This window comes from Rhizobium sp. YAF28 (assembly GCF_052113285.1).
Lineage (GTDB): Bacteria > Pseudomonadota > Alphaproteobacteria > Rhizobiales > Rhizobiaceae > Rhizobium.
On record NZ_JBFRCX010000002.1, the window covers coordinates 502,068 to 518,030 of the forward strand.

The window sequence follows — 15,963 nt, forward strand, 5'->3', positions numbered from 1 at the left end:
AATGGTTGAATCTGAAGCCCAGGGGCGACTTCCGGGTATCGCCCCGGTCTCCGTTGTCGATATCGGATCGAATTCCATCCGTCTGGTCGTCTACGAAGGCCTGTCTCGTTCGCCCACCATCCTCTTCAACGAAAAGGTTCTCTGCGGCCTCGGCAAGGGCATAGCCCTGACCGGCAAGATGGATGAAGAAAGTGTCGCACGCGCGCTTCAGGCTCTTCATCGTTTCAAGGCTCTCTCCGATCAGGCGCGCGCTGCCACCATGTATGTGCTGGCGACGGCCGCCGCGCGTGAGGCAAGCAACGGTCCCGATTTCATCCATCAGGCCGAGACGATCCTGCAGCGCCATGTCCGCATACTCTCAGGTGAGGAAGAGGCGCGCTTCGCATCGCTCGGTATCATCAGCGGCTTTTACAATCCTGATGGCATTGCCGGCGATCTTGGCGGCGGTTCTCTGGAGCTGATCGATATCAGGGGCAAGGATGTCAGTGGCGGTATTACCCTGCCGCTAGGCGGTCTGCGCCTGTCCGAATATGCCGGCGGGTCGCTCGCCAAAGCGCGCGCTTTTGCCCGCAAGCAGGTCAAGACCGCCAAGCTTCTCTCCAGAGGGGAGGGGCGCACCTTCTATGCCGTCGGCGGCACCTGGCGAAACATTGCCAAGCTGCACATGGAGATCACCCGTTATCCACTGCATATGATGCAGGGCTATGAAGTCTCTCTCGAAGGTATGACGCAGTTCCTGGATCAGGTCGTCACGGCCAAGGATTCCAAGGAGCCGGCTCTGCAGGCGGTTTCCAAGCACCGCCGTTCGCTGCTGCCCTTCGGCGCCATCGCCATGAAGGAAGTGCTGAACGCCATGAAGCCTTCAGTGATTTCCTTCTCTGCGCAGGGTGTGCGCGAAGGCTATCTCTTTTCGCTGCTGTCCGAATCCGAACGCCGCGCCGATCCGTTGCTTGCCGCGGCCGGTGAGCTTGCCATCCTGCGTGCCCGTTCGCCGGAACATGCCCGCGAACTGGCAGATTGGACCGGCCGCATGATGCCGTTCTTCGGCGTTCAGGAAACCGATGAGGAAAGCCGCTACCGTCAGGCAGCCTGCCTGCTGGCCGATATTAGCTGGCGCGCCCATCCCGACTATCGCGGCGCCCAGGCGCTGAACGTCATTGCCCACTCCTCCTTCGTCGGCATCAGCCATCCCGGCCGCGCCTTTATCGCGCTGACCAACTACTACCGCTTCGAAGGCCTGCACGACGACGGCTCTACCGCGCCGCTCTCTTCGATCGCCGGTCCGCAATTCGTCGATCGCGCCAAACTCCTGGGCGGCATACTGCGCGTCGTCTACCTGTTCTCGGCTTCCATGCCGGGCATCGTGCGCAACCTGACCTTCCGCAAGGCTTCGTCACCTGATCTCGATCTCGAATTCGTGGTGCCGCACGAATATCACGACTTCGCCGGCGAGCGGCTGGATGGCCGCCTGCAGCAATTGTCGCGGCTGACTAACAAGCGGCTGGCGTTCCGGTTCGAATAGACCTTCTCCAGCGAAGACAGCCGACACAGTTGGCAAACAAAAAGGGCGGCGCTCTCGCACCGCCCCCTCAATCTCACACCAAACCCGAATTACTTCGCGTTCAGGAACTCGCCAACCTCGAGAATGCTGAACTCGTTGTTGTCAGCCTTGTTGACGGCACGGCCGGCCGAGAACGGTAGGTTGTTGTCGTTGCCGATGATGATGTGCGTAGCGTCGACGCGGTCGACGTTTTCGATCGTCACGAAGGGCATGTTGTAGACGCCAGGGATATCGCCGGCCTTCTTCTTGTTGTCGGGATCCTGGATGTTCAGGAGGTCGATATAGCCGATCTTGCGAACGGCCTTGCCGGCGTTGGCATCGTTGAACTCGATCTTGTAGACGCGCTTCAGCTCGGCCGGCGCTTCGAAGCAATCGGGCTTCGGCTGCTTGGGATCGGCGCAAGCCTTGTCCTTCGTGCCGGCGCCGTTGTCGCGCTCGATGACGAGAGCGGTGGACTCGTCGAGCATGTTGAAGTCGCCGATCGAAGCACCCTTATCTTCGAACGGATAGAGCCAGCTGCGGCCGGTCCACTTCTTGGAAGCGACGTCGAATTCGATGACGCGGATGGCGGTGTGGCCGTCAACCGTTTCCATCTGGCCGTCATTGTAGATGGCGCCTTCGAGCAGGCCGTAGAGCTTGGAGCCGTCCTTCGACATGGCCAGGCCCTCGAAGCCGCCGGAGCGCTTCAGGTTGAAGGCCGGCATCTTGGCAGCCGGGTTGGCCGGCAGCTGGATCAGCGGGTTGTCCGGGGACAGGACCGGCTTGCCGTCGAGCGTCGTCGGGATGACGTCGGTCAGGCGGCCTTCGGTGTCGATCTTCAGGAGGTAGGGGCCGAATTCGTCGCCGAGCCAGAAGCCGTCGGCAACCGGCTGTACGGATTCGATGTCGAAGTCGGCGCCAGTCAGATAACGGGTGTCGGAGGCTTCCGTGACGATCGGGAACGGAGCGACCTTGTTCGGGTCGGACAGGAAGACGTTCTTGACGACGTCAACCTTGTTGGCGTTCCAGTCGAACTTCAGCTGATGCAGGAACAGCATGGAGTCGGACGAGGTGAACTTCGAGCCGAAACCGTTGTCGGAGAGCGTCCAGAAGGTGCCGTCGGGCATGGTCTTGATGCCGGAGAAGCCCTGGATCGGCTGGCCGTCGAGCGGCAGCTTGACGTCGGTCACGCGGGCGCCGTCCTTGCCGTCAACCGTGCCGAGCTTTTCGGTGCGCTTGCGGTCCGGGGTGGTGAATTTGCCGGAGGTCTTGAGAAAAGCCGGCGCATCGGCCGGAGCCGGGGTCAGCGTGTTGGCAGGCAGGATGGCCTGGCCGGTAAGCTTCGCCGGGAAAAGCTGCTGGTCGGCGGAGGCGGAGCCTGCGACGAGCATGAAAAGTGATACGGAAGCGAAAAGAACGTTCTTCATGATGTCCCCATAGAAAGGAGTGCAAAAGCGCCATCCGCTTAGCAGGGCATTCATGTCGGCACATTGACGATTGGGTGAAGCTTTGGTGACGGCCGGATAAAGCCCCGTCTAACCGCGCCTGAGGGTCGCTGGCTGATTGAGGACGGTCACCGCGCGCGAGGAAAGTGCGACGACATCGAGCCCCTGGCCGCGGCCGCGCACGGCGTGATTGCCGAGGTTTTCGCCGATAATTTCCTCAGGCAGCGTCATACGCTGGGCAAGCTCGGCGGATATCAGCACCGGCCGGTTCAGTGTCCGGCAAAGCGACTCCAGCCGCGAGGTGGTGTTCACCGTATCGCCGAAGAAGCTGATCTTGTGATGATCGACTCCGACTTCGGCCGTAATGACGCTGCCGCCATGAAGGGCGGCCCTCAGTTTCGGTACCTGGCCATAACTCTTCTTCCAGCTTGCGGCATTGGCTTCGATATCGGCGAGGATATCGAAAAGGCAGCGCACGCAGCGCGCATCTTTGACGCCGCGCGCTAAGGGCCAGGTGATGATCGCCGCATCGCCGACATAGTCGTTGATCAGGCCCTTGTGACGCCGCACCGGTTCCGCAAAGGCGGCAAACAGCGAACTCAGAAGCTGCTGTGCGCGTAGGTCACCATGCTTTTCCGCAAAGGCGGTGGACTCTGCGAGATCGATGAACAGGAAGACGCGTTCTTCCTTTACCGGTCTGCGATAGCGGCTGATCAGCATGCTGATGAAGACTTCGCGCCCCAGCAATTCGCGCACCCTGAGCAGGAAGATCAGCGTGGCGCAGACGGCAAGTGCGTAGAGGAAAACATCGAACGGCATAATCAGCACGTCGATCATCTTCGGCGGCTTCAGCGCCCCAAGCACGGCGAGGAGGAAACCGGCCGCCGCAAAGCCGATGCTCATCAGGATTTCGTAGATCACGAGCTCGGAGATGATGAAGAGAAGGGTCGGCAACCTCTGAATACGCCGGTAGAGGCGGCGTAGAAACACCTTGCGCTCGAAGGCCAGGATGGGCATGCCGATGAAAAGCGCGAAGATCGCTCCGATGACGGGCGTCTGGCCGGTAAAGAAGTACAGATCATAGACCACGCCGCTGAGCGCCAGGACGAGCGCAATCAGGATCCAATTCTGTGCCGGGGATATCTCTCTCATGCCGACCTTTCGCCGAAGCACTTCATTCGGCTATTGTTTCCGGCGCGGGGCGGTGGTCAAGAGTTTTCAGATTCACTCCTGCAGAGCGACGGTCTCGACCTTGCGGCCTGCAAAGCGCAGGGCAATTTCGCCGCGGATGAGCTGCAGCGCCGGTTCGCCGAAAAGATCGCGCCGCCAGCCATGCATGGCCGCGACCTCGGCCGTTTCGCCCTCAGCTGCAATTCTGTCCAGGTCGTCGCTATTGGCGATTACCTTCGGCGCCACGCCGTGCTTTTCGGAAATCAGCTTGAGCAGCACCTTGAGAAGCTCGACGGCCGCTGCCGCACCTTCCGGCGGCTGTGCCTGGCGCGGCACATGCGGCATTTCGGAACGTGGCAGCGCCAGCGCAGTGTTGACCGCCTCGAGCACCGCAGCACCCGTGGCCGAGCGCTCCCAGCCCTTCGGAATCGTGCGCAGGCGGCCGAGAGCCTCTGCGTCCTTCGGCTGCTGCTGGGCGATCTCATAGATCGCGTCGTCCTTTAGCACGCGCGAGCGCGGCACATTGCGCGACCGTGCTTCGCGTTCCCGCCAGGCGGCGACATATTTCAGGATCGCCAGCTCCTGCGGCTTGCGCAGGCGCAGCTTCAGCCGCTGCCAGGCATCCTCAGGATGGATATCGTAAGTCTCACGCGATTCCAGGATGTCCATTTCCTCGCGCAGCCAGGAGGCACGGCCTTCGCGCTCCAGTTCCGCCTTGAGGTAGAGATAGGCGTCGCGCAGATGGGTAACGTCGGCCAGCGCATATTCGAGCTGCTTGTCGGAAAGCGGCCGGCGGCTCCAGTCCGTGAAGCGCGAAGACTTGTCGATATGGACGTTCTTGGTGCGGCTGATGAGCTGGTCGTAGGAAACGCTGTCGCCGAAACCGCAGACCATCGCGGCGACCTGCGTATCGAAGATCGGGTGAGGGATCAGGTTGCCGCGATTGAAGATGATTTCGATATCCTGCCGCGCGGCATGAAACACCTTCAGTACATCGGGATTGGCCATCAGTTCGAAGAAGGGCGCTAGATCGATGTTTTTTGCCAGCGGATCGACCAGCACTTCCACCGTCGGGCTCGCCATCTGGATCAGGCACAGTTCCGGCCAGAAGGTTGTCTCACGCAGGAATTCAGTATCGATAGTAATGAAATCGGACTTGGCCAGCTCTTTGCAGGCGGCCGCCAGATCGGCGGTGGTTTCGATCATATCAATTCATTCGCAAGGAAGAGGTCAGTTAAACCTTCCTTCCCCTTTCGAAGAGATATGTCAATACGGTGAGCGGGGCCTTCGCCTTCGTGAAGCCTTATTCGCCGGGGTGCAGCCGGTGCTTTCTGCGAGTGCTGCATTCGTTTGCAAGCACGGCAACCCATCCATCGATGGCGACCATCGCCGGCAGGATAATAAAGGCGAAGATTCCAATGCCGCTCATAAGGGCAGTCCGTTACGCTGTATCACCGCACGACAATCGAAAGCCAAGCAATATCAAACCACGCGAAATCAAACCACGCGAAGATAGCTCGTCATGCCCGTCTTCTGGTGCTCGATGATATGGCAATGCAGCATCCAGTCGCCGGGATTGTCGGCGACAAAGGCGAGCTGCACCTTCTCGTCCGGCTGGATGAGATAGGTGTCGGAAACGAGCGGCATCACCTCGCGTGTTGATGACGAGATGACGGTGAAGCTCATGCCGTGCAGATGGATCGGGTGCGCATGCGGCGTGACGTTCTCCAGATTGAAGACGTAGCTCTTGCCGAGTTTCAGTTCAGCGAGCGGTGCGGTCGGATCGGGCGTATCGCCCGGCCACGGCACCTTGTTGATAGCCCAGAAGCTGTAGCCGAGCGTGCCGCAGATGCTGTCGACAGCCGCATTCTCCGCTGTGGCGGAAAGCACGAGCGGGATTGTTTCTGCCGAAGAGAGATCAGCCTTCGGCACCGGGTTTTCTGCGAGCGCGCCGAGATCGCCGATATTGCGCTTCAGTGACTGCCCGGTGGCGCGCAAGCTCGCGATCACCTTCGGCGTCGTGCCACGAATGTCTTCCAGCGTCGCGACTGCGCCCTCGCTATCAGGCATTCGAACCGCGAGGTCGAGCCTCTGTCCCGGTCCGATCTGCACGAGATCCAGCGGGAAGCGTTTAGGCACCGGATTGCCGTCGATGGCGATCACAGTCGCATCGGCGCCTTCCATCTTCATCTGGAAGATGCGGGTCACATCGGTGACAGCGATGCGCAGGCGGATCAGCCCGCCGGCCGGTGCATCATATTTCGGCTCCTGCTGCCAGTTCGCGGTGCGCACCGTGCCATATGTGCCGGCCTTGGCGGCATCGCGCGGGCGGAAGGGAGCAATGAACTGACCGTCGCCGCCAAGCCGCCAGTCGCGCAGGTTGAGCACGACCTCAGCGTCGAAGGCGGGATCGGACGGATCTTCTATGACAACCACGCCCGTCATGCCGTGGCCCATCTGGGTCAGCGTGTTGCAATGCGGATGATACCAGAAGGTGCCGGCGTCCGGCGGCGTGAAGAGATAGTCGAAATTGTCGCCCGTATAGACATAGGGCTGCGTCATGAAGGGCACGCCGTCCATCTTGTTGTCGATGCGCAGCCCATGCCAGTGGATCGTCGTCGGTTCATCGAGGCTGTTGGTGAGCCGCGCCGCATAGGGCTTTCCCCGCGGCATGCGCAGCACCGGCGGCAGGCCGTCATCGCCCCATGTCATGATGTCCCGGGTCGGCGCGGCATCGACGATTTGCGCCTCGGTCTTGCGCGCCGTCAGCACGCGCGGCTCTGGTGCGGCCTCCGCCAACCCGAACCGCCCTGCGATCGCCATGCCCGCGCCATAGGCGCCGGCGACGGCGGAAGCCTTGAGCAGGTTGCGGCGTGTGAGGAGGGGCATCGGTAGGTTCCATCTTGAATGATGCCTCCTTTTAAAGTTGACCGTCGTCTTCAGCAATATGCCGCCTTCGGCCAAACTGCCGCAGCGAGCGCGCCCCAACTCCTTCGGAAACGAGGGGGCAAACGGCCCGTAGGCTGCGCCAAGCCTTGACAAATCAGAGCGTCCATGCGCTTTTCCGCCCGATTTTCTTGTCGGCGTTGCAGGTCTTCGGCCATGCCGCCGTCTTAAGCCAAATGCCAGGATTTGAGATCATGCACCGCTACCGCAGCCACACATGCGCCGCTCTTCGCAAGTCGGACGTCGGCTCGACCGTCCGTATTTCCGGCTGGGTCCATCGTGTCCGAGATCACGGCGGCGTGCTGTTCATCGACCTTCGCGACCATTACGGCACGACGCAGATCGTTGCCGATCCGGATTCGCCCGCCTTCAAGCAGGCAGAGACCGTTCGCGGCGAATGGGTCATCCGTGTCGACGGTCTCGTCAAAGCCCGCACGGAAGACACCGTCAACAAGAACATGCCGACCGGCGAGATCGAACTCTATGCGCAGGAGATCGAAGTTCTCTCTGCCGCCAAGGAACTGCCGCTGCCGGTCTTCGGCGAGCCGGACTATCCGGAAGACGTTCGCCTGAAGTACCGCTTCCTCGACCTGCGCCGCGAAACGCTGCACAAGAACATTGTCAAGCGCACGCAGGTGATCTCCGCCATGCGCCGCGAAATGGGCAATGTCGGCTTCACCGAATATACGACGCCGATCCTGACGGCTTCCTCGCCGGAAGGCGCGCGTGACTTCCTCGTGCCGAGCCGCATTCATCCCGGCACCTTCTACGCCCTGCCGCAGGCTCCGCAGCAGTACAAGCAGCTGCTGATGGTTGCCGGCTTCGACCGCTACTTCCAGATCGCGCCCTGCTTCCGGGATGAAGATCCGCGCGCCGACCGCCTGCCGGGCGAATTCTACCAGCTCGACCTCGAAATGAGCTTCGTGACCCAGGAAGACGTCTGGAACACGATGGGTCCACTGATGAGCGGCATTTTCGAAGAGTTTGCCGAAGGCAAGCCGGTCACCAAGGAATGGCCGCGCATCCCCTATGACGAAGCAATCCGCAAGTATGGCTCCGACAAGCCGGACCTGCGCAACCCGATCGTCATGGAAGCCGTGACCGACCATTTCGCCGGCTCCGGCTTCAAGGTCTTCGCCAACATGATCGCCTCCAATCCGAAGGTTCAGGTCTGGGCGATCCCGGCCAAGACCGGCGGCTCCAGAGCCTTCTGCGACCGCATGAACGCTTGGGCGCAGTCAACCGGCCAGCCAGGCCTCGGCTACATCTTCTGGCGCAAGGAAGGCGAAAAGCTCGAGGGTGCAGGTCCGCTTGCCAAGAACATTGGCGAGGAGCGCACCGACGCGATCCGCACGCAGCTCGGCCTTGGTGACGGCGACGCCTGCTTCTTCGTTGCCGGCGATCCCGCCAAGTTCTACAAGTTCGCCGGTGAAGCCCGTACCAAGGCGGGTGAGGAACTGAACCTTGTCGATCGCGACCGTTTCGAACTCTGCTGGATCGTCGACTTCCCGTTCTTCGAATGGAACGAAGAAGAAAAGAAGGTCGACTTCGCGCACAACCCGTTCTCGATGCCGCAGGGCGGCCTCGATGCGCTGACCAACCAGGATCCGTTGACGATCAAGGCGTTCCAATACGATGCCGTCTGCAACGGCTTCGAAATCGCCTCGGGCTCGATCCGTAACCAGTCGCCGGAAACCATGGTAGCCGCCTTCGAAAAGGTGGGCTTGAGCCAGCAGGACGTCGAGGATCGTTTCGGCGGCCTCTATCGTGCCTTCCAGTATGGCGCGCCTCCGCACGGTGGCGCTGCCTTCGGTATCGACCGCATCGTCATGCTGCTCGTCGGCGCCAAGAATCTGCGCGAGATTTCGCTCTTCCCGATGAACCAGCAGGCTCAGGACCTCTTGATGGGCGCGCCGACCCCGGCAACACCCACCCAGCTGCGCGAACTGGCGATCCGCCCGATTCCGCCGCAGAAGAAGGATTGAGGCGCAAGCTCTTCAACAAAAAAAGCCCGGCGAGATCATCGCCGGGCTTTTTTGTTGGATCCAGAACAGGCTCAATCGTTCGCCGAAACCTTCACGCCGAGCATCTGCGGCACCGTGTTGGGTGCACCCATGGCAGCGCCGACAATCATCGGGAAGGCGACCGGCTTGTCCGGCGTGGCCTTGACGGTCAGGCTCTTCGGATTGTCGAGGAAGGTGCTGACGGCAGCCGAAATCGCATTCTGCAGTTCCGGAATATTGAGCTGTGCCAGCATGATCGGCGTCATGGCCTTCAGCGAATCTGCCATCTGCTGGCCCGAAACATTCTGCTTCGAACCGGCATAATCCAGCGCGCGCTTGGTAATCGAGGCATCCTCGAAGCGAATCTGGGCGGAATCGAATGTCAGCTGCTGGGCAAGGCCGAGCATGGCGAGACCGAGCGCCTGCTGTGCTTCTTCCTTGTTCGGATTGGCTTCCGACTGCTTGATCGCGTCCTGCATCGACTTCATGAAGGCGATCGTGTAGCCGGAGATCTTGAGGCCGAAGTTCAGCTTGCCGACATTGGTGACGTCGAAGGAAATCTCGGAGAGATCGATCGTGCCGGGCTCGATATCCCAGGCGCCCTTCATGGTGATGTCACCCTGGAGGTGCTGAAGCGCCAGCTTCTCGATCGCTTCCTTGCTGTCCGGAGTGTCTCCGGCCTGGCTGAGATCGGCCTTCATGCTCTTGAACGCGCCGTCAAAATCGAAGCCGGATTCATCTTCGCGCAACGTTGCGTTCATGTCGCTTTGGAGCACCGAGAACACCTCCGTACCATCCTTGACGACCTTGATCGCACCGGTATGGGCGCTCTCGGCGAAGAACATGGAGTCAATAGTGTCGCCGGGTTGGGCGGGAACGGAGATGCCGCCGAGCGTCAGCTCCTGGGCGCTCACGGTCACGCCGTCCTTGGACGAGTTGATGTCGGGGAAAGCGGCCCCTTCGATATAGTAGCTGCCATCATCCTGCTCTTCCACGCCGGAGAGGGTGACCTCGCCGATGGAGACCGGTTCGCCGCCAGCCGGCTTGATGCTGAGGTTCTTGAGGGTGACGGTCGTGCCGTCGATATCGATGCCATCCGAGGCAACGATCATCCCGCCCTGCTGGCTGTAGGCGGCATTGATCTTCTTCAGGAGGTCCTGGCCGTCCAGCGCGAACGCAGAACCGGCGAACGAAAGAAGGGCTGCGCTCGACAGCATCAGCTGCGTTGTGCGGTAAAAGGTCATGAGAAAGTCCCCTGGTGGTGTGTGCCGTTGAATATTGCAATGAAACGACTGCGGAACGGTCCGGCTTTATATTTTGCAGACCCCTAAATTTCTGTTGAAGGGCTCGGCAAACAAAGTCCAAATTCGGGCGATACTTTTCCCGTCTTTCATGTCAGCTGGAAGACGTCATCCACAGCCGGAATGCCTGGATTCCTTGCCCCACAGGTACTTCTGAGTTAGTCAGGGTTCTATGGGACAAGAGATTTTACCGCCTTCTGGCGGAGACGGCGACAATATTCAACCGGTCGACCTGAAGGCGGCGCTCGAAGAGCGCTACCTTCGCTATGCGCTGTCGACCATCATGCACCGCGCACTGCCGGATGTGCGTGACGGCCTGAAGCCGGTTCATCGCCGCATCGTCTATGCGATGCACGACATGGGCCTGCGGCCGACTGCGGCTTTCAGGAAATGTGCAAAGATCGTCGGCGAAGTGATGGGTAACTATCACCCGCACGGCGACCAGTCGATCTATGACGCGCTGGCGCGTCTGGCGCAGGACTTTTCGCAGCGTTACACGCTGGTGAACGGGCAGGGCAACTTCGGCAATATCGACGGCGACAGTCCTGCCGCCATGCGATACACCGAATCGAAGATGACCGCGGTCTCCGAGCTGCTGCTCGAAGGCATCGATCAGGATGCCGTCGATTTCCGCGACACCTACGACGAATCCAATTCCGAGCCGATCGTTCTTCCCGGCGCCTTCCCGAACCTCCTGGCGAACGGTTCTTCGGGCATCGCAGTCGGCATGGCGACGTCCATTCCCTCGCACAATGTACACGAGGTCTGCGACGCCGCGCTGCATCTGATCAAACATCCCGATGCCACCATCGAGAAGCTCGTCGAATTCATTCCCGGCCCGGATTTTCCGACGGGCGGCATCATCATCGATAATAAAGAGAGCATCATCGAGAGCTACCGCACCGGCCGCGGCGGTTTTCGCGTGCGTGCAAAGTGGGAAACGGAGGATCTCGGCCGCGGCGGCTACCAGATCATCATCACCGAAATTCCCTTCCAGGTGCAGAAATCGCGGCTGATCGAAAAGATCGCCGAGCTCCTGATCGCCCGCAAGCTGCCGCTGCTGGAAGACATCAGGGACGAATCGGCCGAGGATATCCGCGTCGTCCTAGTGCCGAAGAGCCGCACGGTCGATCCGACCATCCTCATGGAATCCATGTTCAAGCTGACGGAACTGGAAAGCCGCTTCCCGCTGAACATGAACGTCCTGTCGATGGGCGTGATCCCGCGCGTCATGGCGCTGAACGAAGTGCTGAAGGAGTGGCTGGCGCACCGTCGCGACGTTCTTCAGCGCCGCTCGCGCTTCCGTCTTGCCGCCATCGACAGGCGCCTCGAAATCCTCGGCGGCTTGCTGATTGCCTATCTCAACATCGATGAGGTGATCCGCATCATCCGCGAGGAGGATGAGCCGAAGCCCGTCATGATGGCGCGCTGGGACCTGACGGACAATCAGGTCGAGGCGATCCTCAACATGCGGCTGCGCGCTCTGCGCAAGCTCGAAGAATTCGAGATCCGCAAGGAACACGACGAGCTCACCAAAGAAAAGGGCGAGATCGAAGCGCTGCTCGCGTCCGACGACAAGCAGTGGCAGACGGTTGCCTGGGAAATCGGCGAGGTGAAGAAGAAATTCGCCAAGGCCACCGAGGTCGGCCGTCGCCGCACGCAATTTGCCGAAGCTCCTGACGCCGACGAGGAAGCCATCCAGCACGCGATGATCGAGAAGGAACCGATCACCGTCGTCGTCTCGGATAAGGGCTGGATCCGCGCTCTGAAGGGCCACATCTCCGATACTTCGGCGCTGACCTTCAAGGAAGGCGACGGCCTGAAGGTGGCCTTCCCTGCGCAGACGACGGACAAGATCCTGATCGTCACGACCGGTGGCAAGGTCTTCACGCTTGGCGGCGACAAGCTGCCCGGCGGCCGCGGCCACGGCGAACCGCTGCGCATCATGATCGACATGGAAAATGATCAGGACGTGCTGACCGCTTTCGTCCACGATGCGGCGCGCAAGATGCTGATCGTCTCCACGGAAGGAAATGCTTTCGTGGTTCCGGAAACGGAAATGGTCGCCAATACCCGCAAGGGCAAGCAGATCATGAACGTCTCCATGCCGCACGAGACAAAGCTTCTCGTACCCGTGACCGGCGATCATGTCGCCGTCGTCGGCGAGAACCGCAAGATGCTGGTCTTCCCGCTGAGCCAAGTGCCGGAAATGACGCGTGGCAAGGGCGTACGCCTGCAGCGCTACAAGGATGGCGGCATTTCCGACGTTCGCTGCTTTGCCATTACCGATGGCCTGAGCTGGGAAGACAGCGCCGGCCGCACCTTCACGAAGAACAAGGACGAGCTTGCCGAATGGCTGGCCGACCGCGCCACCGCCGGCCGCACCGTGCCGAAGGGCTTCCCGCGCAGCGGTAAATTCGCCGGCTGATCCCGGAATTTTGAGGCTCCGCCCTTGGCGGGCGGAGCAATTCCTCTATCTCTGTCCTGTCACCCAAAAGAAGGGCCAACAAAAAGGGCAGTGTCGTTCCGCGGGCGGGCGGGATGGCCATAAGCCGTGCGCTTGGGAGCGCGCGCGAACAATGGAGGCCCCAACAACGGAGGCCCACCAACGGAGGAACGCCGATGCCCGCCGCCAATACCATCAAACTGCATATCGCCCACAGCTACAGGGCGCCGCCCGCCACGATTTATGATGCCTGGCTCAATCCCGAAATCGCCCGCCGCTTTTTATTCGCGACCGACGACGGCCACGTCATCCGCGCCGATATCGATCCGCGCGTCGGCGGCCGCTTCATCATCGTCGACCGCCGCCCGACCGGTGACGCCTTTCATCACGGCGTATTCCTGGAGTTGAAGCGCCCCAGACACATCGTCTTCTGCTTTTCGGTCGAGGAGCACGACCACAATTGCGATCGCGTCGAAATTGATATCGAACCGCTCGGCAGCGGCAGCCGCCTCACCGTCACGCATGAAATGTGCGCGGAATGGGCGGAATACGAGGAAAAGACCCGCCAGGGCTGGACGCATATCGTCGAAGGGCTGGATCGGGAACTGGAGCTTTCCGCTGGTTCGAAACGATCGAATCCCGAAGCAGGCCAGTCCGCCGGCGCTATGGCTTAAGCGGGATCGTGTGATCGCGTAGGAAGCGCGTCGCGCCGTCCTCGTCGATTTCGCCTGCCGCGACATCCAGCACGAATGTGATGATTTGCGCGTTGTCAGCGTCGATAAGGTAGCCGTTGATATAGAGAAATGTGAAAGCTGCGAGGTAGCCGGTGCGCTTGTTGCCGTCCGCAAAGGGATGGTTTCGAACGATCCCATGCAGATAGGCTGCTGCCAACACGAAAATATCCGGCTCGCCATAAGCCGCTTTGTTAATCGGTCGTGCCAAGCCCATTTCCAATGCATCGACAGAGCGAAGCCTTGGCAGACCGCCATGTTCGGCGATCTGCTCTTCATGCATTTTTTCAATCGCCTCACGGCTGAGCCACTTCAAACGGCTCATTTCGCGAGTTCGCGAAGGGCAACCCTATATTTTTCCATGCCGATGCGTGCAGCCCGCATCTGTTCTGCGAGATCTGCGGATTCCGGAACCAGATGGATTGTGCCGTCGGTTTCGCGCAGCTCAAGGCTATCGCCACTGCTGAGCCCAAGACGTTGAAGCACTTCCTTCGGAATGATGACCCCTTCCGAATTGCCGATTTTGCGGATGGTGACGTTCATAAATGCTTCCTGTGGCAACAAGGTTATAACAGAAAATAGGTCATAATCACTCGCCGATCAAGCGGCCTGAACGCTCTTGCCTTTCGCCATCCAGACGGAATGGGCAGCAATCGCCGCAACGAGTATCGCACCACCGACGAGCGTCATCGTGGCGGGTGTCTCAGCGAAGATTAGCCAGACCCAGATCGGCGCGAGTACCGTTTCCAGCAGGTAGAACATGCCGACTTCGGGCGCCGAGAGGAAACGCGGTCCCGTCGCCAGGCACCAGAAGGCGACCGGCATCATGATGGCGCCGTTGAAGACGATCCAGCCGGGATGCGTGATTGAGAGTCCCGAAGGTAGGATCTGCGCCAGGCCGAGTGCAGCTGGCAAGAGTGCGGCAAGCAGCGGAACGAAACCCATCTCCCGGCGCGAGGCCCGCCCGACAGTGATGGCGGCGGCAAGCACCAGCGCGCTCAAAAGTGCCATCGCGTCGCCGAAGACATGGCCGCTCGAAAGTCCCTCGCGCACGATCAGCCCGACGCCGAAAATCATGAACAGCATGGTGATCAAAGTTACCGGTTGCGGCTTCTCCTTGAGAAACAGCCAGGACAGCAACGCCCCGAACATCGGGTTGAAGGCGACGATGAAGACAACATTGGCGGTGGCCGTGTTGAAGACTGCCAATACGAAAGTCACGGAAGAGAGGCCGTATAGGAACCCGGCCAGTAGACCGGGACGACCCGGAACGAGCAGCGGCCATCTGCCGGAGAAAAGGCGCATCGCAATCAGGATGACGAACGTGGCAAGAACCGTCGCCACGCTCCGCGCGGTGAGGATCGACCAGATCTCGCCATCGGCGAGGCGAACGAGCGGAATGTCCATGGAAAGCGCCAGCCCGCCGACTGCCGTCAGCAGCAGGCCCTTCCCATGATCGGAAAGGTGGGAAAGGGGCATCAGTCCTGCGGATCGTCCTGGAGGGAAGAGGGATCGAAGCGTTCCCAGCCGCGCGGCGTCAGATGTTCCTGCGGCTGGAAGCGTGTCTTGTAGTCCATCTTCCGCGATCCTTGAACCCAGTAGCCGAGATAGACATGCGGCAGGCCGAGCGCTCTCGTGCGGCGCACATGATCGAGGATCATGAAGGTGCCGAGCGAGCGCCGGTCGAGATCGGGATTGAAGTAGGAATAGACCATGGAGAGCCCGTCGCTCATCGTGTCGGTCAGTGCGGCGGCGAGCAACTCGCCCTTCGGCCGCGTTTCCAGCCCGGAGCCTTCCTCGCGCCGGCGGTATTCGATGATCTTGGTGTTCACATGCGTGTCTTCCACCATGATCGCATAATCGAGCACGGTCATATCGGACATGCCGCCCTGCTGGTGGCGATAGTCGAGGTAACGGCGGAAGAGGGAATATTGCTCGCTCGACGGCTGGGCCGGAAATTCCGTGGCGATGATATCGGAATTGCTCGCCAGCACCCGCTTCATCGATTTGGTGGGTTCGAACTCCTGCGCCAGGATGCGCACGGACACACAGGCGCGACAGGCCTCGCAGGCGGGGCGGTAGGCGATGTTCTGCGAACGGCGGAAGCCACCCTGGGTCAGTATATCGTTCATCTCCGCCGCTCGGGGGCCGACGAGATGGGTGAAGACCTTACGCTCCATCTCATGCGGCAGATACGGACAGGTAGCCGGAGCCGTCAGATAAAACTGAGGGGATGGCGTGGTCTGCGTATTCATCTCTTGCGGAGATTTCCTTTCGGGGCGCCTGTCATTTCCAGACAGCATGACGCAAGAATAAAAAACGTCAACAGCGCGGCATTCAGTGCCGCGCAATCGAATATTCGATTTCTTGGATATGGCGCC

14 protein-coding genes are annotated in these 15,963 nt (G+C 60.6%); 4 read left to right on the top strand and 10 right to left on the bottom strand.

Annotated features, from left to right (window positions below):
- The first annotated feature begins 1 nt into the window (after position 1).
- On the top strand, positions 2–1,522 hold the full coding sequence (gene ppx, locus AB4Z13_RS06810) for an exopolyphosphatase (protein WP_439014551.1): 1,521 nt from the start codon (positions 2–4) through the stop codon (positions 1,520–1,522).
- A gap of 89 nt (positions 1,523–1,611) precedes the next feature.
- On the opposite strand, the gene AB4Z13_RS06815 is transcribed toward ppx, so the two are convergent.
- The 5 genes from AB4Z13_RS06815 to AB4Z13_RS06835 form a co-directional block, all read right to left on the bottom strand.
- Complete coding sequence (locus tag AB4Z13_RS06815) at positions 1,612–2,967, bottom strand: esterase-like activity of phytase family protein (protein ID WP_439014552.1); 1,356 nt, start codon at positions 2,965–2,967, stop codon at positions 1,612–1,614.
- A gap of 108 nt (positions 2,968–3,075) precedes the next feature.
- Positions 3,076–4,137: an adenylate/guanylate cyclase domain-containing protein gene (locus tag AB4Z13_RS06820; RefSeq protein ID WP_113324294.1), complete on the bottom strand. Its 1,062-nt coding sequence runs from the start codon at positions 4,135–4,137 to the stop codon at positions 3,076–3,078.
- Positions 4,138–4,209: 72 nt separating this feature from the next.
- A complete protein-coding gene (gene rnd, locus AB4Z13_RS06825) occupies positions 4,210–5,361 on the bottom strand; it encodes a ribonuclease D (protein ID WP_439014553.1) in 1,152 nt (383 codons plus the stop codon).
- A 97-nt stretch (positions 5,362–5,458) separates the two neighbouring features.
- Positions 5,459–5,584, bottom strand: coding sequence for a hypothetical protein (locus AB4Z13_RS06830; protein ID WP_439014554.1), 126 nt, complete (start codon positions 5,582–5,584; stop codon positions 5,459–5,461).
- A 68-nt stretch (positions 5,585–5,652) separates the two neighbouring features.
- Positions 5,653–7,044: a multicopper oxidase family protein gene (locus AB4Z13_RS06835; RefSeq protein WP_439014555.1), complete on the bottom strand. Its 1,392-nt coding sequence runs from the start codon at positions 7,042–7,044 to the stop codon at positions 5,653–5,655.
- Positions 7,045–7,295: 251 nt separating this feature from the next.
- On the opposite strand from AB4Z13_RS06835, the gene aspS reads away from it, so the two are divergent.
- Positions 7,296–9,086, top strand: coding sequence for an aspartate--tRNA ligase (gene aspS / locus AB4Z13_RS06840; protein WP_037096518.1), 1,791 nt, complete (start codon positions 7,296–7,298; stop codon positions 9,084–9,086).
- 71 nt (positions 9,087–9,157) lie between these two features.
- Here the strand turns inward: aspS and AB4Z13_RS06845 are convergent, their stop codons facing one another.
- Entirely contained in the window at positions 9,158–10,348 is a 1,191-nt protein-coding gene (locus AB4Z13_RS06845; protein WP_113324289.1) for a hypothetical protein, read from the bottom strand.
- 229 nt (positions 10,349–10,577) lie between these two features.
- Here AB4Z13_RS06845 and parC point away from each other — a divergent pair, with 229 nt between their 5' ends.
- Together parC and AB4Z13_RS06855 are read left to right on the top strand one after the other, a co-directional pair.
- On the top strand, positions 10,578–12,833 hold the full coding sequence (gene parC, locus AB4Z13_RS06850) for a DNA topoisomerase IV subunit A (protein WP_439014556.1): 2,256 nt from the start codon (positions 10,578–10,580) through the stop codon (positions 12,831–12,833).
- A 194-nt stretch (positions 12,834–13,027) separates the two neighbouring features.
- Positions 13,028–13,525 carry an SRPBCC family protein gene (locus tag AB4Z13_RS06855; RefSeq protein ID WP_310382896.1) on the top strand — a complete coding sequence of 166 codons (498 nt, stop codon included), beginning with the start codon at positions 13,028–13,030 and terminating at the stop codon, positions 13,523–13,525.
- On the opposite strand, the gene AB4Z13_RS06860 is transcribed toward AB4Z13_RS06855, so the two are convergent.
- The 4 genes from AB4Z13_RS06860 to AB4Z13_RS06875 are packed head-to-tail and all read right to left on the bottom strand — an operon-like array spanning position 13,515 to position 15,837.
- Complete coding sequence (locus tag AB4Z13_RS06860; protein WP_439014557.1) at positions 13,515–13,907, bottom strand: type II toxin-antitoxin system death-on-curing family toxin; 393 nt, start codon at positions 13,905–13,907, stop codon at positions 13,515–13,517. The two genes, AB4Z13_RS06855 and AB4Z13_RS06860, sit on opposite strands and share 11 nt — an antisense overlap.
- Positions 13,904–14,125, bottom strand: coding sequence for an AbrB/MazE/SpoVT family DNA-binding domain-containing protein (locus tag AB4Z13_RS06865; protein ID WP_183822254.1), 222 nt, complete (start codon positions 14,123–14,125; stop codon positions 13,904–13,906). Before AB4Z13_RS06865 ends, AB4Z13_RS06860 begins: the two co-directional genes overlap by 4 nt.
- A gap of 57 nt (positions 14,126–14,182) precedes the next feature.
- On the bottom strand, positions 14,183–15,061 hold the full coding sequence (locus tag AB4Z13_RS06870) for a DMT family transporter (protein ID WP_439014558.1): 879 nt from the start codon (positions 15,059–15,061) through the stop codon (positions 14,183–14,185).
- The gene (locus AB4Z13_RS06875; protein ID WP_113324283.1) at positions 15,061–15,837 is read right to left on the bottom strand and encodes an arginyltransferase; all 777 of its coding nucleotides are present in this window, start codon (positions 15,835–15,837) and stop codon (positions 15,061–15,063) included. The genes AB4Z13_RS06870 and AB4Z13_RS06875 overlap by 1 nt, the downstream gene beginning before the upstream one ends.
- Between the last annotated feature and the right edge of the window lie 126 nt (positions 15,838–15,963).